The following is an 18,899-nucleotide window of genomic DNA, read 5'->3' as shown; positions in this document are numbered from 1 at the left end:
ACGGGGAAAACCGGGGGAAATAGTGACTGATCTGTTCCGCTTCGTCGCGCTGCGCGCGCCCGCTCGCACCCAGCCCGCCCACTCCGTCGACCTGCAGACCGCCAGCGCGTTCCAGAAGGCGCTGGCCTCGGCCCGCCAGAGCGAGAGCCCGGTCGACACCGCACAGGCGATCGCCGCCGGCTTCGTCAACGGCGACTACGGCCCGGGGTTCATCAAGGACAGCGACGCCGTCCCGAACCAGGACGCCTTCGACAAGCTCGCCGCCACCGCCGGCACGGCACAGCACACCGCGGATCTGGGCGCCGTGATCAAGGCGGGCTTCGGCAGGACCGCGCAGGTACTGGTCACCGACGCGGCGTACAAGACCTTCCTGCAGAACGTGCGCGACACGATCATCGCCGTCTTCCTGCTGCCGGCCTCGCGCTCGCACCCGATCTCGGACCTCGCCCGGCTCGCCCGTCTGACGGGTCTGATCGCGCGGGTCGCGGCCGCGGACGCCTCCCTGGAGAGCGCAGGCGAGATCCAGCGCTCGCTCAGCGAGACCCTCGTCCTGCCGACCGCGGTGTTCCCGTTACGGACGGGCCTGCCGCAGCCGGTCGGTGTCGGGGACCTGCTCGTCGTCAAGCAGCACCTCAAGCGGTACGAGGGCGGGGATGTCGCCACCATCGAGAACATCCTGCGCGGCGAGAAGCGGGAGAAGCTCACCCACCACAACCTGACCGTCGACACCACCGTGGTGACGGAGACCTCCAAGACGACGGAGACGACCACCTCGCTCGACGTGACCGAGCGGTTCGACTTCAAGAACGAGGTGCAGAACACCGTCAGCGAGGACCTGTCGGTCAACGGCGGCGTGAACGTCTCCGCGAAGTACGGCGCCGTGGAGATCAACGCGAACGCCAGCGTGGCCTACAAGCTGTCGAAGGAGGAGTCGTCGAAGGCGGCCACGGACCACGCGCGGGACGTGACGAGCCGGGCCGCGACCAAGGTCACCGAAACCATGCGCCGGCAGGAGACGGCCCGCACCATCGAGGTGCTCAAGGACCGGGAACTGCACTCGTTCGAGAACATCCAGCAGGGCGCCACCAACGTCATCGGCGTCTACCAGTGGCTGAACAAGATCTACGAGGCCCAGACCTTCAACTACGGCAGCCGCCTCATGTTCGACCTCATGGTCCCCGAGCCCGCGGCCTTCGTCGTCGACGCCGTCACCGCGAAGGACGTCAAGGAGACACTCCTCCCGCCGGAGCCCTTCGCCCTGGTCGCCGACAACGCCTCCCCGACCCACTGGCGCCCGGTCCAGCCCGGCGACCTCGGCGACAACGGCCTCCTCAAGCCGGGCGTCGTCTCCCGCCCCCTCACGCCGGGCGACGTGGCGCCGGAGCCCGCCTCGGTCACGTACTACGGCACCCTCATGGGCAAGTACGGCGCCCTCGGCGTCAACGCTCCCCCGGAGCCCGTCACCACCGTCTCCAAGAGCCTCACCGGCAACAAGGACGACCACGACCACCTCGCGGCCGTCGACGAGCTGACCATCCCGCAGGGCTACCAGGCCTCCGCCATCACCGCGCAGGGCGCCTTCACCCTCTTCGAGGAGGAGGACGGCGACGAGCGGATGTGGGTGTTCGTCGGCAAGCACCGCTTCGAGTGCAAGGGCGTCGGCCCGCTGCCGCCCAACGCCGCTCTGCTGCCCGACCCGCTCGACACGTCGATCAACGAACAGGGGACCCTCCCCATCGCCGTCGAGACCCAGCAGGCCCGGGACTTCGCGGTCACCGTCGACGTGACCTGCGTACGGACCGACGCGGCGCTGGAGCAGTGGCGCCTGGACACCTACAACGCGCTGGTCAACGCCCACGAGAACCTGGTCAGCAGCTACGAGGACAAGCTGAAGGCCAAGGCGGTGCAGGCGGCGGCCGCCTCGCTCGGCAAGAACCCGGCGCAGAACAGGCTGATCGAGCGCGCGGAGCTGAAGAAGTCCTGCATCTCCCTGCTCTCCGGCACCGATCTCTACGACGCCGACCTGGACGACGTGAGGGTGAACCCCGCCGGTCCCGTCTTCCCTCGCCCGAACGTCCCGCCACGCCCGAACCCGGCGGTCGTCGGCGCCGACCAGGAGGCGTTCATCCGCTTCTTCGAGCAGGCCTTCGAGTGGGAACACATGATGTACCTGTTCTACCCGTACTACTGGGCCCGCCGGGAGACCTGGTACGCGAACGCCCTCGCGGACGACCCGGACCCGCTGTTCGCCGAGTTCCTCAAGGCGGGCGCCGCCCGGGTCGTCGTACCGGTACGCCCCCAACTCGAAGGCGACGTACGGTACTTCCTCATGACCGGCCGGATCTGGAACGGCGGTGCCGTGCCCGGCATCACCGACACCGACTACCTCCCGATCACCGAGGAGATCCGCGCCCGCGACGACGCGCCGGGCGACGAGGTGCCGCAGGGCGACCCCTGGGAGGTCACCCTCCCGACCAGCCTCATCCAGCTCCGGGCGGACGAGACCCTGCCGGACTGGCACAAGTTCGTGGTCGACGGCCACGACGTCTGGGTGCCCGGCCGGGTGGTGGGCGGCAAATGGGTCCCGGACTTCGGAAAGCTCGACGCCCACGGCAACTGGACCCCGCAGTGACCGCGAACTCGTACGTCTTCTACGGCTCCGAACCGCAGTTCGTCCTGATCGTGGCCGGCATCCACGAGAGCGAGCAGAGCGGTATCGAGGTGGCGCACTGGATCCGCACCAAGCTGGCGGCGCGGAGCAGGCCGACGCGGTTCGGGGCGGTGGTGGTTCCGGACGTGTTTCCCCAGCGGGGGGTGGCCGCGCGGACGGAGGAGTGGCGGTCCGGAGACGCGAGCGGCTCGCGGGAGGTGAGGATCCAGGGCCAGACCCTGTTTCCCGCACGTCATTTCCCGCCGCCGGGACAGCCGTTGAGCGCGCTCAAGAACGGGCTGCTGATCGACCGGAACGGGGTCGAGCTGCGCATCGCCAAGCAGACGGTCCCCCAGCTCGCCGAGATCCGGTACGTCATCCAGTTCGTCGAGCAGTTCAAGCCGGTCAGGATCGTCAGCGTGCACGGCAAACGGCCGCGGACGCGCGACGACCTGAAGAGCACCCGGGCCCAGAACGGTCTGACCGACAAGCAGATCAAGGACTGGGACGAGGTCACCGCGATCAAGGGGACGAACTTCCCGGGCATCTTCGTGGACCCCAGATACCAACTCGGCAAGGACTGCCCGCAGTTCGACCTGGAGCCCTGCAAGTTCGACTCGCTCCACGACCCGGCCTTCCCCACCCTGAGCGAGGAGAAGGACCAGCGATTCGACTCGGCCCGCACCGACCTCGGCCGCAAGGACGACGCCCTCTGTCTGAAGGCCGCGAAGGCCGTCGCCGCCCTGGACGCGACGCTCGTCCGCGGCAACCACGTGGCCGAGCCGCTCCCCGTCGTCCACTACGCCAAGGAAGGCGGCACGCCCCAGGCCTTCTCGCTGGGCGACTGGGGCCCGGTCGACGTCGCCGTCCAGGGCCTGGGCACACGGTCCGGCGCACCGGTGTTCACCATCGAGGTGAAGGACGACAACGAGAGCTGGGCCTTCCTCGACGGGGTCCAGGTGGTGGACGAGAAGGGGGACCCCCTGATCGTGCCGCCGACACCGGAGGAACGGGCCGCCGGCAACAAGGGGCGGAAGTTCGTGAAGTCGCCCGGCTTCACCAAGCGGTTCAGCCAGAAACGCTCCAGGGAACTGCAGAACTACGCCCAGGGGATCATCGACACGATCCTGGAACTGCCCTGACGAACCCGAGCGCTACGAGCGATACGAGCGTCAAGGGGCCGGCCTGCGGCGGAGCTTGTCGCGCAGCGGGCCGGCCTCCGCAAGCCCCAGCTCGTCGAAGACCGCCAGCGCCCTGCTCCAGGCCAGCTCCGCCGCGCCGGGATCGGCGGCGGCCTCGTGGGTGTCGCCGAGGTAGGCCAGCCCGAGCGCCTCACTGCGCCGGTCACCCGTCTTGCGGAACAGCCGCAGCGCCTGCTCGTAACACTCCACCGCCTCCGTGAACCGCCCGAGGAGGCGGTGGACGTACCCCAGGCTGTCCCAGGTGTGCGCCTCTCCGTTGAGGTCCCCGATCTCCTGTACGGCGGCGAGCGCCTGCCGGCAGTACGCGAGCGCCTCGCGGTGTTCGCCGAGCTTGGCGAGGTACCAGCCGATCTCGTTCAGCGCGATGGCCTGGCCGCCCCGGTCGTGCGCGGCGCGGAAGTGGTCGAGGCTCAGCCGGGCGTGCTCCAGCGCCTCCTTGTGGACGCCCCGGGCCGATGCCGCGATGGCCAGGTTCTGGTGGATCCGGGCCTGCCCGGCGGGGTTGCCCAGCTCCCGGAACAGGCCGAGGCCGAGCAGATAGTGCTCGCGGCTGAGGTCGGGACGCTCCAGCCGGTGCCACGCCAGCCCGAGCCCGCGGTGCGCGTTGGCCTGCCCCGGCTGGTCGTGGCTGCGCCGTGCGGTCTCCAGGGCCGCGGTATGGGCGGCGGCCAGGGCCTGCCAGTGCCCCTGCCGCTCCAGGAAGGTGCCGAGCGTCACGGCGAGCTGCCAGGTGTGGGTGTCGAAACCGGGCTGCCGGCGCTGCACCGCGGACAGCAGCACGGGGTACTCGGCGCTGAACCAGGCCAGCGCTTCCTCCTGGCCGGCGGGGCGTCCGGGCAGCGCCCCGGGCACGGCCGGGGCGAGGGTCATCGGGTCCCGCCGCCGGGTCAGCAGGGCGTCGGCGGCGTAGGCGGTGTGCAGGTAGTGGTCCAGCAGACGGTGCGTGGCGGAGTGCCGAGCGGCGTCACTGTCGTGTACGACGGCCAGCTCGGCGGCGTACGCGCGCAGCAGGTCGTGCGCGGTGAACCGGCCGGGCCTGTGCTCGGTGAGCAGCTGCGCCTCGGTCAGTTCGGCGAGCAGGTCCCCGGCCCCGGCGACGGTGATCCCGGCCAGGGCCGCGGCGGCCGGGGCGGCGGTGTCGGGCCCGGGGTGCAGGCCGAGCAGCCGGAACAGCCGGGCGCCCTCGGGGCTCAGCATCCGGTACGACCACTGGAACACCGACCGTACGGCGGTCAGCGCGTCGTCGCCGTCCAGCGGGTCCAGGCGACGGTCTGCCGTCCGCAGTTCGTCGGCGAGGCCGGTCAGCGGCAGGCCCGGCCGGCCGGCCGCACGGGCGGCCACGACCGCGAGAGCCAGCGGCAGCCCCGCGCACTGCACGACGATCTCGTCCACCGCCGCGGGCTCGGCGGCCACCCGGACGGCACCGAGCCGACCGGCCAGCAGCTCGCGGGCCTCGGCCGGGGTGAGCAGGTCGACCGGCAGCAGATGCGCGCCCTCGGCCGCCGCCAGCCCGGTCAGCCGGTTGCGGCTGGTGATCAGCGCCAGACAGCCGGGCGCGCCGGGCAGCAGCGGGCGGACCTGCTCCGCGTCCCGCGCGTTGTCGAGCACGATCAGCACCCGTCGGCCGGCCAGCAGGCTGCGGTACAGCGCCGCCTGGGCGTCCAGGCCTCGCGGGACACGGTTCGCGGGCACCCCGAAGGCGTCGAGAAAGCCGCGGACCACCTCGGCCACGCCCACGGCCGCGCCACCCGGGTCGAATCCACGCAGGTTCACATAGACCTGCCCGTCCGGGAAGGCCGCCCGCGCCTGCCGCGCCCAGTGCACGGCCAACGCGGTCTTGCCGACGCCCGCGGTGCCGGACAACGCCGAGACCACGACCGCCGTCGGCTGCCGCTCGACCTCGGCGAGCAGGTCGTCCAGCCGGGCGAGCTCTTCGGCGCGGCCGGTGAAGTGTCCTATGCCCATGGGGAGTTGGGCGGGGATGTCGCGCGGGCCAGGAGCGGAGTCGGTGACATCGGCAGCAGCCGCGGAAGGTGTCGTACGCGACACGGCAGCGGTCGTTCGCGGTGCTGACGAGCCGGCTCTTCGGGCCGGGCGGACCGCTCCGGCCGGACGCCCCCGCAGAATCGCCTCGTGGGTCCCGCTGAGCCGCTCCCCCGGATCCGCGCCCAGTTCCTCCGCCAGCCGCTGCCGGATCTCGGCGAAACAGCGCAGCGCTCCGGCGCTGTCCCCCACGGCGTGCAGCGCTCTCATCAGGGTCTCGGCCAGCGGCTCCACCAGGGGGTGCTCCTCCAGCAGTTCGGTCAGCGGCTCCACGACGGCTGCGGGATCGCCTTCGCGCAACTCCAGCTCGGCCAGCAGGACGGCGGCGTCGATCCGCCGACGGCGCCAGGTCTGACGCACCCGCTCGGCCCACGGCCCGACCAGCCCGGACAGCGGCTCGCCGCGCCAGAGGGCGAGCGCCTCACGCAGCAGCGACACCTGGGTGCCGGCGGGCTGTCCGGGCTGCCGGGCCAGACCGTCCAGCCGACGGAAGAGGTGCACGTCCACCTGGTCCGGACCCGCCTGGAGCTGATATCCACCGGAGCGCCGCAGGAGCCGTAAAGCCTCCTCCCCGGCGTCGCCCGTCTGCTCGCACACCCGCCTGATCCGGGCGATGTGGGCGTGCAGCGCGCGCCGCGCACCGGGCGGCGCAGCCACGCCCCACACCCTCTCGGTCAGCACGTCGACCGGGACCGGCCGCCCGGCGTCCACCGCGAGAGCGGCCACCACGGTACGGCGCTGCGGTGGGCCCAGCTCCACCAACTGCCCCCGCACTTCGAGCTCGACCGGTCCCAACAGCCGTAACTGAACCAAGAGTTCCACCCCCAGCGCACATTTTCTTCACAGAATGCCCGCATGAGAACGGAGGGCGACAACCTTTCGGCAACATCCCGGCCCACACCCGACCCCCACCCTTGTCGGGCGCCTCCCGTCACGGGGGTGCGGGAGGCGCGCGACCACCACGGGGAAACAGGGGAAAACGGGGAAAACAGGGGACCGACCGATGAACCAGGCGACATCGGCGTCCGCGTCCGCGCCCACGACCGGGGCGAGCGGGCGCGGAGTGCTGGAGGGTGCGTTCGCGCTGCTGAGAGCGGTGGAGCGGGCCGAAGGAGCACGACTGAGCAGGCTGGCGGCGGAGTGCGGACTGCCCAAGACGACCGCGTACCGGCTGCTGGAGCAGCTGGCCGACCTGGGCGCGGTGCAGCGCAGCGGCGTCGGCTACGGGATCGGGCCGGGCGTGTTCCAGCTCGGGCGGCGCTGGCAACCGTTCCCGGGGCTACGGGCGGCGGCACGGGAACCCGCACGACGGCTGGCCGCCGCCACCGGCATGGCGGTGGGCCTCAACGTCCTGTGGCAGGGCCACACCCTGGTCCTGGACTGGACGCCCGGCTCGGCCGCGTCCGGTGGCCCGCCCGACGGCGAGGCGACCTGGCCCTGGTACACCGCGGCCGGCAAGGTCCTGGTCGCCGGCGCGGACTCCGGCCTCCCGCTCGACCCGCTGCCCGGTCCCTGGCAGCGCGAGGCGGCGGCGATCCGGGACCTGGGCGCCGCCTTCGACCGGGAGGAGGTGCTGGCGGGGGTGTGCTGTGTGGCCGTACCGCTGTACGGCGCGGGCGGGGCGAGCCACGCGCCGGTGGCCGCGCTGAGCGTCCTGACCGATCCCGCACACCGTCTGGAACGGCTCGCCGACGCGGCACGGCGCGCGGGGGCGGCGGTCAGCGCGGCGCTGGGCCACCGCTGACGACCGCCCCCAACGGTCCTACTGCTGGTGCCACCTGTCGTACAGGTCCGACGGATCACAGACCGTCGTCTGGATGAGCGTGCCGTTGCCCACGCTGGGTGTCGTCATGCAGTACCCGCTCGACACGTTCTGCCAGACGTCGTACCAGCCCGAGGGCGGGCCCTCCGGGTTGTCCGCGTAGTAGACCCGCCACTGCTGGTTGGTCGCGGCGGCGTTGCAGAACGCCATCGTGACCGTGCCTGTCCCCGAGGACGGCGCGGTGATGCACCGTCCGGTGTTCTGGTTGGTGAAGGTGAAGTAGCTCGTAGTGGTGTCGAACCCCTCCAGCCACTTCTGCTCGGAACCGCCGGTGCAGTTCCACATCTGGAGCTTCGACCAGTTCTCGGTGGCGTTGTCGAGACAGTGGCTCGACTTCCAGATGTTGATCGGGGTGAACCCGGCCGCCTGGGCCGGTGTGCTGACCGCGGCGACGCCGAGCATCGCGAAAACCGCGGCGAGTAACGCCAACAGGGCACGTCGTCTGGACATATGTCTTCTCCGGCTCTCTCGCTGGACGTTCACTGCGCTGTGCAGCTTGGTGCGCCGGGAGCCGGGTGTCGTGTCCTGTTCCGCTCAGCGGATCGAACGGGCGGTCACTTCACCGAAGCCGTGAAGACGGCCCAGGCGGACGGGGTGACCTGGAAGGTGGGGCCGGTGGTGGGCCCGTTGACCGGTCGGCCGCCCGCCACCACGGGCGAACGCCCCGCCGCCGAGCCGTCGGCGAACTTCAGGACGAAGCTGAGTTCGGGGCCCCAGATCCCGTTCGAAGACCGCCTGGCCCGACGTGTACACGGGCCGCCGCGTCCGGAGGAGAGCCCGTGCGTAGTCGGACGTCTGCAGCAACCCGTGTCGAGGCGACGGACGACCCCGTCGTGGACGCCCTCGCCGACCGCTGGGGCATCTCACCGGGCGTCAAGAATGCGGTCTCCGGCGCCAAGGGCCGCCTTTCCCAAAGGACTTGAGAGGGAAAGGACCCCCACCAAACCCCACCCCTCCCGCCCACGGCCGGCACTCACCCGCCCGAGTGAACATCACCAACTCAGCTGGATTTCGGCCCGGTTGCCTGCCCTACGCTCAGCGCAACACAACCGCAGACATGCGACGGCCCCCGCCGGGACTGGCATCCCAATGCGAGGGCCTGACCACCAAGGAAGAAGCCACCTTCCCGATGGACACCCAAAACCCTAGCGTGCCCCCGCACGCCCAGTCCCGCGTTGCCACCAACAACCACCCGGACCGGGACCCGGAAAGCCCCCACGGCGGTCTGATCCACGACAACGCCCGCCACACCACCCGCTTCACGGTGATCGGCAACCACCTGGCCCAGCACCCGGAGCTGTCGGGCCTCGCGATCGGCCTCGCGGTCTACATCCAGTCGCTTCCCAAAGGCGCCCGCGTCGACGTCAAGACCCTGGCCGCCCGCTTTCCCGAGGGCAGAACGCGTATCGCCGCAGCCCTCCGCGAGTTGGAGGCCCACGGCTATCTGCGCCGCGAGCGCACCCGAACGCCGGCCGGCCGCATCATCACCCGCACGATCTCCTGCAACCGGCCCGGTCACCGGCACGCGGCCCCTGTCGACTCGCACGCCCCCGCACCCCGGAAGAAGCGAACCCCGCGCAAGCCGCTGCCCGCCGTACCGCACCCGGCGTACCCCGCACCCGCCCTCCTCCGGATGGCCACCGACCTCCTCGTCGGCCTCCGCACCCACGACCCGCGCCTTCTCCTCTCCACCTGCGACACGGCCCACTTGGCCGCGGGCGTCGCCGCCTGGTTGGAACGCGAGGTCAGCCCCACCGCCGTACGAGAGGCACTGACAGCGGACCTGCCGCCCGAAGGCCTACGCCGACCGGCTGCCCTCCTGGCCCACCGCCTCACGGCCCTGCTCCCGCCCCCGCCCCCGTTCCGAGCCCCCGCAGCACGGCCGCCCGTCCGGCACCCACTCCGGAACTGCGACGACTGCGACCGCGCCTTCCGCGGCCCGGAACCAGGCCGCTGCGGCTCCTGCTCGGCCCGGCATCACTGCACCTGAGTACGAAGGAACCACATGGTCAGCCCGCCTCACGAGGCGATGCACCGCATCTTCCAGGAGTATCCGAACCTGTTCGCCGGAGTCTCCCGAGCCCTCGACCTCGATTTCGCCCCGCCGAAATCCGTCACGATCATGCCGACCGACCTCACCGAGGCCCGCCCCGTCGAACGCCGCGTGGACACACTGCTGCGCTTCGACTGCGACGGCGAGGACGGTGACGACTCCTTCCTGCTGGCCATCGAATCCCAGGGCAAGAAGGTCGCGGACAAGCCCTCCACCTGGGCCTACTACCTGTCGTTCCTCAGCACCAAGTACAAGCTCCCGGTGCTGTTGCTGGTCGTCTGCCAGGACCGGGCCACAGCCGAATGGGCCGCCCGGCCGACGTCCCTGGGCCCCCGGCAGTGGCCCGCACTGACCCTGCGCCCTCTCGTGGCGGGACCGCACAACATGCCGGTGATCACCGACTCGGCCGAAGCCGCAGCCGACCTGCCGCTGGCAACACTGTCCGCCATTACCCACGCGAAAGGACCGGTGGTCAATGGGATACTGGAGGCCCTGTCCACAGCTCTGCAGACCGTGCCCGAGGCCGTCGCAGACCCCATCATCGAATTCGTCGCACAGGGCCTGGGCAGCAGCCGCCGGGCCGCAGAACTCTGGAGGAACCTGGTGGCCGTGGACCTTTCCTTCTACAAGTCGTACATCTCCGAGGAGATCCGGGACGAAGGCCGCCTGCAAGGCCGTGTCGAGGACATCCTTGTCGTCCTGGAAGCCCGCGGCATCGACGTCCCCGCCGAGATCCGCGAACGCATCACCGCCTGCACCGACCCCGACCTCCTGCGCCGCTGGCTCACCCGCGCCGCCGTCGCGCCCTCCGCAGAAGAGATCTTCGCGGCCGACGACGCCTGAGCCCCTCGCCCCCGCCCTCGCGTCCGCGTCAGCGCGCGCCCACGTAGTCCGCTCCGCTGGTCGTGGCCCCGGTCGTGCCGTTGCCGCCGTACGCCCACCGCCACGAACCGTCGACGGCCGCGGTGACCGTCGTCTTCAGCGCGCCCGAACTGTTCGCGGTGACCTTCTTGACCGCCTTGAAGGAGTCGGTGTCCTCTTGTGTGGTGCCAAATGGGAGGGGGCAGACCAACCCGCGACATGATCAGGCCGCACTACGCAACCGCGCGAACGACACGTCCAACCCCCGCTTCAGCACCCGCGCCACCGGCACCTCCACCAACCGGTGCACCGCCCAGCTCAGCACCAGGAACCCGGCGATGACGACCGCCACCAGCAGTCGCGCGTCCAGCGTGCCCCGCAACCGGCTGATGACCGTCGTACCGGCCACGTAGTGCAGCAGATACAGCGGATACGTCAGACTTCCCGCCGTCACCAGCCACTTCCACCGCACCCGGTCCGTCGCCCCCAGCGCGATCGCGACCATCACCAGCAGGAACACCGTGAAGATCACGACACTCCCCCGCCACCCCGACACATGCTCGGTGTCGTCGATCCGCAGGCCCAGTTGCCGCTGCCCCATCAGCCAGGCCATCGCCAGGATTCCCCACAGCAGCAGGTCCTGGCCGAAGCGGTGCATCAGGTACAGGGCCAGGCCGGCGATGAAGAACCAGGCGCCCTCCGGATTCGCCGCCAGCGTCAGCGGCTGGAACTTCGCCACCGGAGCCAGCATCGCCGCCGCGCCCCACGCGCAGCAGAACAGGACCACCTTGCGGTACGTCGGCCCGGTGGCCACCACGACCAGGAACAGCAGGTAGAAGCGCAGCTCCGACCAGAGCGTCCAGTACACCCCGTCGACACTGTCCACGCCCGAACCGGACTGCAGCATCGTGAAGTTGAGGAGGATGTCGCGCAGCTTCAGCCGGTCCCAGACACCCGGCAGCGCCACCACCACGGCCGTCGTGAAGACGATGCCGAACCAGTAGGCCGGGTAGAGCCGGATCACCCGCGAGACGAAGAACTGGCGGGGCGTACGCCCCCAGCAGGACATGCAGATCACGAAGCCGCTGATCACGAAGAAGATCTCGACGCCGATCCAGCCGTAGGCGGCGAAGCGGAACACGGTCGGCATGATCTCGGACGCCGGCCGGTCCCACACCGCGTTGCCCGGCTGGTCGACCCGCCAGCTGCCGGCGTAGTGGTGCACCGCGACCATCAGCGCGGCGACGAGACGGATGCCGTCGATGGCGTACAGGCGTGGGCGTTCGCGGCGGAGCGGGGATCTCTGACGGTGGACCCGCACCGTTCGCAGCTGCTGCGTCGGCCGGTCGACCATCACGGACATCAACGATCATCCCCTGTCTGGCTGCTCGAACCCCCTCACGCTAGGGCGTCCCATCCGCCCCGAAGGGGATATACGGGGATGCACCAGGCGGACGTCCCGCAGAGTTCGCCGAGCCTTCACAGGACAGACGAAAGGGCCCGTACGACCGAAGTCGTACGGGCCCTCTCAGAGGCCTAGCGGCTCAGAGTCACTTGTTGATCTTGGTGACCTGGCCGGCGCCGACCGTCCGGCCACCCTCACGGATGGCGAACTTCAGGCCCTCTTCCATGGCGATGGGCTGGATGAGCTCCACCTTCATCTCGGTGTTGTCACCCGGCATGACCATCTCGGTGCCCTCGGGGAGGGTCACCACGCCGGTCACGTCCGTCGTACGGAAGTAGAACTGCGGACGGTAGTTGTTGAAGAACGGCGTGTGGCGGCCACCCTCGTCCTTGGACAGGATGTAGGCCTGCGCCTCGAACTCGGTGTGCGGGGTGACCGAGCCCGGCTTGATGATGACCTGGCCGCGCTCGACGTCCTCGCGCTTGATGCCACGGAGGAGCAGACCGACGTTCTCACCGGCCTGGCCCTCGTCGAGCAGCTTGCGGAACATCTCGATGCCGGTGACCGTGGTGGTGGTCTTCTCGGTCTTGATGCCGATGATGTCGACGGTCTCGTTGACCTTCAGGACACCACGCTCGATACGGCCGGTGACGACCGTACCGCGACCGGTGATCGTGAAGACGTCCTCGATCGGCATCAGGAACGGCTTGTCGACGTCGCGCTCGGGCTCCGGGATCGACTCGTCGACGGCCTTCATCAGGTCGAGGACGGTCTGGCCCCACTCCTTGTCGCCCTCAAGGGCCTTCAGAGCGGAAACCTTGACGACCGGCAGGTCGTCGCCCGGGAACTCGTACTCGGAGAGCAGCTCACGGACCTCGAGCTCGACGAGCTCCAGGATCTCCTCGTCGTCCACCATGTCGGCCTTGTTGAGGGCGACGACGATGTACGGAACGCCGACCTGGCGGGCCAGGAGCACGTGCTCCTTGGTCTGCGGCATCGGGCCGTCGGTGGCGGCGACAACGAGGATGGCGCCGTCCATCTGCGCCGCACCCGTGATCATGTTCTTGATGTAGTCCGCGTGACCGGGGCAGTCGACGTGGGCGTAGTGACGGGTCTCCGTCTGGTACTCGACGTGCGCGATGGAGATGGTGATACCGCGCTGGCGCTCTTCGGGAGCCTTGTCGATCTGGTCGAACGCCGAGGCCTCGTTCAGGTCCGGGAACGCGTCGTGCAGCACCTTGGTAATGGCGGCCGTGAGGGTCGTCTTACCGTGGTCGATGTGACCGATGGTGCCGATGTTGACGTGCGGCTTAGTCCGCTCGAACTTCGCCTTCGCCACTGGGGTCCTCCTGTGGAGTGGTTCTGTACGCCTTACTTCATCGGCGCCAGGTGATCTTTGCTGTCAGTGCCCGGGCCCCGGGGCATTCCCCACGATTGGGGAGGAATGCCCCGGCAGGCTCCGGAGTCAAGCCTACGGCGTGTGAACGCAGCGCGGTGAACGCGGTGTGTTACTCGCCCTTGGCCTTCGCGATGATCTCCTCGGCGACGTTCCGCGGAACCTCGGCGTAGGAGTCGAACTGCATGGAGTAGCTGGCCCGGCCGGACGTCTTGCTGCGCAGGTCGCCGACGTAACCGAACATCTCCGAGAGGGGCACGAGGCCCTTCACGACGCGGGCTCCGGCCCGCTCCTCCATGGCCTGGATCTGGCCACGGCGGGAGTTGATGTCGCCGATGACCTCGCCCATGTAGTCCTCGGGCGTGGTGACCTCGACGGCCATCATCGGCTCAAGGAGCACGGGGGACGCCTTGCGCGCGGCCTCCTTGAAGGCCTGCGAACCGGCGATCTTGAACGCGAGCTCGGAGGAGTCGACCTCGTGGTAGCCACCGTCGATGAGCGTGACGCGGACGCCCGTCATCTCGTAGCCCGCGAGGATGCCGAACTGCATGGCCTCCTGCGCACCGGCGTCCACCGAAGGGATGTACTCCTTCGGGATACGGCCACCGGTGACCTTGTTCACGAACTCGTACGAGGCGTCGCCGCCCTCGATCGGCTCGATCGCGATCTGCACCTTGGCGAACTGGCCGGTACCACCAGTCTGCTTCTTGTGCGTGTAGTCGACGCGCTCGACGGCCTTGCGGATCGTCTCGCGGTAGGCGACCTGCGGCTTGCCGACGTTGGCCTCGACCTTGAACTCACGGCGCATACGGTCGACCAGCACCTCGAGGTGCAGCTCGCCCATACCACCGATGATGGTCTGGCCGGTCTCCTCGTCCGAGTGGACCTGGAAGGACGGGTCCTCCTCGGCCAGGCGCTGGATCGCGATGCCCAGCTTCTCCTGGTCGCCCTTCGACTTGGGCTCGATGGCGACCTGGATGACCGGCGCCGGGAAGTCCATGGACTCCAGGATCACCGGGGCCTTGTCGTCGCACAGCGTCTCACCGGTCGTGGTCTGCTTCAGACCCATCACGGCGACGATGTCGCCGGCGCCCACCGACTCGATCTCCTCACGCTTGTTCGCGTGCATACGGTAGATCTTGCCGATGCGCTCCTTGCGGCCCTTGACGGAGTTCAGCACGGCCGTGCCGGACTCCAGGCGGCCCGAGTACACCCGGACGAAGGTGAGCTTGCCGAGGTGCGGGTCGCTCATGATCTTGAACGCGAGCGCCGACAGCGGCTCATCGTCGGACGGCTTGCGCTTGACGACCTCTTCCGCGTCGTTCACGGCGTGGCCCTCGATGGCCTCGACGTCGAGCGGGGAGGGCAGGTAGCGCACGACCGCGTCGAGCAGGGGCTGGACGCCCTTGTTCTTGAACGCGGTGCCGCAGAACACCGGGGTGACCGTGGTGTCCTTCGACTTGCCGGACGCGATGGTGATACGACGGATCGCGGCGTACAGCTGCTCCTCGGAAGGCTCCTCGCCCTCCAGGTACAGCTCCATGATCTCTTCGTCGTTCTCGGCGACGGCCTCGATCAGCTTGCCGCGGTACTCCTCGGCAGCCTCGGTGTGCGTGGCCGGGATGTCGACGATGTCGTACATCTCGCCCTTGGTGGCCTCGGCGGACCACACGAACGCCTTCATCGTGACCAGGTCGACGACGCCCTTGAAGTCGGCCTCGGCACCGATCGGGAGCTGCATGACGATCGGCTGAGCGCCGAGGCGGTCAGAGATCATGTCGACGCAGCGGTGGAACTCGGCACCGGTCCGGTCGAGCTTGTTGACGAAGCAGATACGCGGAACGCCGTAGCGGTCGGCCTGACGCCAAACCGTCTCGGACTGCGGCTCCACACCGGCAACGCCGTCGAACACCGTCACGGCGCCGTCGAGGACGCGGAGCGAACGCTCCACCTCGACGGTGAAGTCGACGTGACCCGGGGTGTCGATGATGTTGATGGTGTGGTCGACGTCTTCGAGCGGCCAGTGACAGGTGGTGGCAGCAGAGGTGATCGTGATACCACGCTCCTGCTCCTGCTCCATCCAGTCCATGGTGGCAGCACCGTCGTGGACCTCACCGATCTTGTACGACACACCGGTGTAGAAGAGGATCCGCTCGGTGGTGGTCGTCTTGCCCGCGTCGATGTGGGCCATGATCCCGATGTTGCGGACCTTGGCCAGGTCAAGTGAAGTGGTAGCCATAAGGCTTCAGTCTTCTCTCGGTCTCGATGTGGGTAGCGACTACCAGCGGTAGTGCGCGAAGGCCTTGTTGGACTCGGCCATCTTGTGGGTGTCCTCGCGCTTCTTCACAGCGGCACCGAGGCCGTTGGAGGCGTCGAGAAGCTCGTTGAGCAGACGCTCGGTCATGGTCTTCTCGCGACGGGCGCGGGAGTAACCGACCAGCCAGCGCAGCGCGAGCGTGTTGGCACGACCGGGCTTGACCTCGATCGGAACCTGGTACGTCGCACCACCGACACGGCGGGACTTGACCTCGAGGGTCGGCTTGATGTTCTCCAGCGCGCGCTTCAGCGTGATGATCGGGTCGTTGCCCGTCTTCTCACGCAGGCCCTCCATGGCGCCGTAGACGATGCGCTCGGCGGTGGAGCGCTTGCCGTTCAGCAGCACCTTGTTGATGAGCGACGTGACCAGAGGAGAACCGTAGACCGGGTCGATGATGACCGGGCGCTTCGGGGCGGGGCCCTTACGAGGCATTCTTACTTCTCCTTCTTGGCGCCGTAGCGCGAACGGGCCTGCTTGCGGTTCTTGACACCCTGGGTGTCGAGGGAGCCACGGATGATCTTGTAGCGAACACCCGGCAGGTCCTTCACACGGCCGCCACGCACGAGCACGATGGAGTGCTCCTGCAGGTTGTGTCCCTCACCCGGAATGTAAGCGGTGACCTCGATCCCGCTGGTCAGACGCACACGCGCGACCTTACGCAGGGCCGAGTTCGGCTTCTTCGGGGTGGTCGTGAACACACGCGTGCAGACGCCACGACGCTGAGGGGAACCCTCGAGTGCGGGCGTCTTGTTCTTCTCGACCTTGTCCTGCCGGCCCTTACGGACCAGCTGCTGGATCGTAGGCACTACTTCTCCGGTTTCTGTGTGCCGAATGGTGAAGCTAACCTGGAACGTCGCCGACCCACGCGGTCGGGTGTGTCGAATCCGGCGGACTCCCGCCGCGAGGCGAAAAGAGCACAGATTACGGTGGCCAGTGACGGCTCGCCATGCGGTTGATGGCACGCACGAGAGCCAGGGCACACCCCAGGCACAAGGTCTGAGCGTACCTACCTCAAACGCTACGGTCAAAACAAATGGGATCCGCCCGCATCACCATGCGGAACATGTCAAGACCCTACGCCGTACGTGATCTTCGATTTCACGTTCCGGTCACACGCAGACGCTCACCGGAACGTCACGCGGAGGCGATCGCCGCGGCGATCAGAATGGTGATGACCATCACCCAGCCGGCGACCGAAAGCCACCCCAGCACCAGCCCGGTCATGGCCAGTCCCTCACCGCGCTCACCGCTGTGCTGCATCTCGGTGCGGGCGGTGTGCCCGAGGATGACCGCCGGAATCCCGGTCAGCCCGAAGGTCGGGAAGGTGAGCACCCCGCACACCATGGCCCCGACCGCCTTCCCGTTCGTCGGCGGCGCGGCCGGCATGAAGGTCGCGGGCGCGGGCGGCGCGACCCGGTTCACCGGCACCGGCCCCTGCGGGAGATCGGCGACGAGCAGTGCCAGCTCCCCCACGGTCCGCGCGGCATACGCCCGCCCCACCCGCTTCTCGAACTCGGCGTGCTCCAGCCGTCCCTCCCCGTACCCCGCTCTGAGCACATCGACGGCCCGCTCGCGGTCGGCGTGCGAGGCCAGCATGGGGGGCGCGCTGTGCCCCTGCCAGGGCTGCGGGACACCTTGTCCTGACTCCCACGGCTGCCAGGGCGTCGGATGCGACACGGGCGCCTCCCCCCAAAAGCGAATGAACGCCTTCCATCATCCTCTAACGCCCCGCAATCGACATCGGTTCCTGGTCTGTTCCGTCGACTTCCGGCCGTTGCCGGGGTCCGGCAACCGAGAGCCGCCCGATGTGGCGTGGGTCGGCCCTGACGCCGGGGCGGGTACGCGGCGCACCATGGTCCGAGGGGGCTTCCCAGGGGACTTCCCAGGGGATGGACGGGGGGTGGCCGTATGACATCCGGCAGCAGGGCGTCGTGGGGCAGAAGTCTGGGGTACGGACTGGCCAGCGGGACGCTCGTCTTCGTCCTGCTGGGCCTCGTCCTCGGCCTGCTCCCGGTCAGCGACGGCGAGGCCGCGCTCATCATGTACGTCGCCCTGGTGGTGCCGCCGGCGCTGGCGGCCCGCCGGTTCAGGCCCAGGCACGAACGCAGGCCCAGGGGCGACCGCAGGGGGCTCCGGCCGCGGCCTTCACCGAAGCCCTCCCTGCCCCGGCCACCCCGCCGGACCGCCGCCGAGGCGGCCGACCGGGCCATCACCTCGTACGGCGACCTTCTGCGCCTGCACACCTACCGCCCCGGCCCGTCGGCCGACCCGGACGACCTCGCCGACTACCGCACCGCCCTGGAGGCCTACGACGAGGCCAGGGCGAGCGCCCCCGGCCGGGTGCCGGAGCTGCTGGAACGCGGGCGCGCGGCACTGGAGCGGCTGGACACCGCCCGTTTCGCCGCCACCGACATCTCCTGGATCCACGGCACCGGCGACACCAAGGTGCGGATGCCCTGGCCCGTCGGCGGGGGCCCGGCGCTGCTGGTCTTCGAGACGGACGGCGGGCGCGGCGACGTGTCGGGGGGCGGGCGCGGCGGCTTCTCGATGCGCGGGGACGGCGGATTCTCGGGGAGTGAGCGCGACGCCTTCTCGATGCGCGAGGACGGCGACTTCTCGGAGAGCGAGCGCGACACCATCTCGTACCGCGAGCGCGACGGCTTCTCCGTGCACGAGCTGGGCCTTCCCGGCACGCGTGCGCGGGAGCTCTTCAAGGGGGCGTACGACGCCTGGGACACCGAGCCCGGCCGGGCCAGGGTGCTGCTGCCCGCGCGGCGCGGTGGGGAGCTGCTGCTGGACGTCTGGGCGGTGGGTCCGTGGCGGATCGCGCTGCGCCCGCCCGGCGAGGCCCGGCGGCTGGAGGAGGACCTGCCGCTCACGGGGTTGGGCATCGAGACGGTGCTCAAGGACAGCGGGTGCCGTGTCGTCGAGTTCGCGCACCAGGACGCGGGGGCCTTCGCCGTCCACGAGGTGACCCGGTCCTACCGCACCGGGCGCCTGCTGGCCGAGGGCAGGGGCGCGGCCCGACTGACCGTGGCGGTGCCGGAGGGGCGCCGTGTGCTGCGGATCGACGCCGACGGACGCTGGACGCTTCGGCATCCGGGTACGCCGAGGGGCGGCCACCCCGCACCGGAGTGACCGCCCCTCGAC

Annotated in this window: 16 protein-coding genes; 7 read left to right on the top strand and 9 right to left on the bottom strand. The window is 69.6% G+C overall.

Annotated features, from left to right (window positions below; genetic code table 11):
* Positions 1 to 22 precede the first annotated feature (22 nt).
* Positions 23 to 2,632, top strand: coding sequence for a hypothetical protein (locus ACWC09_RS40855; protein ID WP_450856132.1), 2,610 nt, complete (start codon positions 23 to 25; stop codon positions 2,630 to 2,632).
* The gene (locus ACWC09_RS40850; RefSeq protein ID WP_450856131.1) at positions 2,629 to 3,792 is read left to right on the top strand and encodes a hypothetical protein; all 1,164 of its coding nucleotides are present in this window, start codon (positions 2,629 to 2,631) and stop codon (positions 3,790 to 3,792) included. The genes ACWC09_RS40855 and ACWC09_RS40850 overlap by 4 nt, the downstream gene beginning before the upstream one ends.
* Positions 3,793 to 3,822: 30 nt before the next feature.
* Here ACWC09_RS40850 and ACWC09_RS40845 read toward each other — a convergent pair whose 3' ends face one another.
* The gene (locus ACWC09_RS40845; protein WP_450856130.1) at positions 3,823 to 6,717 is read right to left on the bottom strand and encodes an AfsR/SARP family transcriptional regulator; all 2,895 of its coding nucleotides are present in this window, start codon (positions 6,715 to 6,717) and stop codon (positions 3,823 to 3,825) included.
* A gap of 181 nt (positions 6,718 to 6,898) precedes the next feature.
* On the opposite strand from ACWC09_RS40845, the gene ACWC09_RS40840 reads away from it, so the two are divergent.
* On the top strand, positions 6,899 to 7,639 hold the full coding sequence (locus tag ACWC09_RS40840) for an IclR family transcriptional regulator (RefSeq protein ID WP_450856129.1): 741 nt from the start codon (positions 6,899 to 6,901) through the stop codon (positions 7,637 to 7,639).
* An 18-nt stretch (positions 7,640 to 7,657) separates the two neighbouring features.
* On the opposite strand, the gene ACWC09_RS40835 is transcribed toward ACWC09_RS40840, so the two are convergent.
* Positions 7,658 to 8,167, bottom strand: a complete 510-nt coding sequence (locus tag ACWC09_RS40835) for an RICIN domain-containing protein (protein ID WP_450856128.1) — start codon at positions 8,165 to 8,167, stop codon at positions 7,658 to 7,660.
* 329 nt (positions 8,168 to 8,496) lie between these two features.
* Between ACWC09_RS40835 and ACWC09_RS40830 the strand changes: the two genes are divergently transcribed.
* The 3 genes from ACWC09_RS40830 (at position 8,497) to ACWC09_RS40820 (ending at position 10,613) form a co-directional block, all read left to right on the top strand.
* Complete coding sequence (locus ACWC09_RS40830; protein WP_450856127.1) at positions 8,497 to 8,640, top strand: hypothetical protein; 144 nt, start codon at positions 8,497 to 8,499, stop codon at positions 8,638 to 8,640.
* 206 nt (positions 8,641 to 8,846) lie between these two features.
* The gene (locus tag ACWC09_RS40825; RefSeq protein WP_450856126.1) at positions 8,847 to 9,707 is read left to right on the top strand and encodes a helix-turn-helix domain-containing protein; all 861 of its coding nucleotides are present in this window, start codon (positions 8,847 to 8,849) and stop codon (positions 9,705 to 9,707) included.
* A 15-nt stretch (positions 9,708 to 9,722) separates the two neighbouring features.
* Positions 9,723 to 10,613 carry a hypothetical protein gene (locus tag ACWC09_RS40820; RefSeq protein ID WP_450856125.1) on the top strand — a complete coding sequence of 297 codons (891 nt, stop codon included), beginning with the start codon at positions 9,723 to 9,725 and terminating at the stop codon, positions 10,611 to 10,613.
* Positions 10,614 to 10,641: 28 nt separating this feature from the next.
* On the opposite strand, the gene ACWC09_RS40815 is transcribed toward ACWC09_RS40820, so the two are convergent.
* The 7 genes from ACWC09_RS40815 to ACWC09_RS40785 all read right to left on the bottom strand — a co-directional run bounded on the left by ACWC09_RS40815 (position 10,642) and on the right by ACWC09_RS40785 (position 17,426).
* The gene (locus ACWC09_RS40815) at positions 10,642 to 10,842 is read right to left on the bottom strand and encodes a hypothetical protein (protein ID WP_450856124.1); all 201 of its coding nucleotides are present in this window, start codon (positions 10,840 to 10,842) and stop codon (positions 10,642 to 10,644) included.
* A gap of 12 nt (positions 10,843 to 10,854) precedes the next feature.
* The gene (locus tag ACWC09_RS40810) at positions 10,855 to 11,994 is read right to left on the bottom strand and encodes an acyltransferase family protein (RefSeq protein ID WP_450856123.1); all 1,140 of its coding nucleotides are present in this window, start codon (positions 11,992 to 11,994) and stop codon (positions 10,855 to 10,857) included.
* Between the two features lie 187 nt (positions 11,995 to 12,181).
* Entirely contained in the window at positions 12,182 to 13,375 is a 1,194-nt protein-coding gene (gene tuf, locus ACWC09_RS40805) for an elongation factor Tu (RefSeq protein WP_142141935.1), read from the bottom strand.
* Between the two features lie 169 nt (positions 13,376 to 13,544).
* Positions 13,545 to 15,671, bottom strand: a complete 2,127-nt coding sequence (gene fusA / locus ACWC09_RS40800) for an elongation factor G (RefSeq protein ID WP_450856122.1) — start codon at positions 15,669 to 15,671, stop codon at positions 13,545 to 13,547.
* A gap of 39 nt (positions 15,672 to 15,710) precedes the next feature.
* The gene (gene rpsG, locus ACWC09_RS40795; RefSeq protein ID WP_003992340.1) at positions 15,711 to 16,181 is read right to left on the bottom strand and encodes a 30S ribosomal protein S7; all 471 of its coding nucleotides are present in this window, start codon (positions 16,179 to 16,181) and stop codon (positions 15,711 to 15,713) included.
* Between the two features lie 2 nt (positions 16,182 to 16,183).
* Entirely contained in the window at positions 16,184 to 16,555 is a 372-nt protein-coding gene (rpsL, locus tag ACWC09_RS40790; RefSeq protein WP_003948652.1) for a 30S ribosomal protein S12, read from the bottom strand.
* A gap of 328 nt (positions 16,556 to 16,883) precedes the next feature.
* The gene (locus ACWC09_RS40785; protein ID WP_450856121.1) at positions 16,884 to 17,426 is read right to left on the bottom strand and encodes a DUF1707 and DUF4190 domain-containing protein; all 543 of its coding nucleotides are present in this window, start codon (positions 17,424 to 17,426) and stop codon (positions 16,884 to 16,886) included.
* 231 nt (positions 17,427 to 17,657) lie between these two features.
* Here ACWC09_RS40785 and ACWC09_RS40780 point away from each other — a divergent pair, with 231 nt between their 5' ends.
* Complete coding sequence (locus ACWC09_RS40780; protein WP_450856120.1) at positions 17,658 to 18,887, top strand: hypothetical protein; 1,230 nt, start codon at positions 17,658 to 17,660, stop codon at positions 18,885 to 18,887.
* The last annotated feature ends 12 nt before the right edge of the window (positions 18,888 to 18,899 follow it).

The sequence above is a fragment of the Streptomyces sp. NPDC001617 genome, from assembly GCF_053596855.1.
Note: the sequence above shows the minus strand (reverse complement) of the source record. Positions and strands in the feature narration are given on the sequence as shown.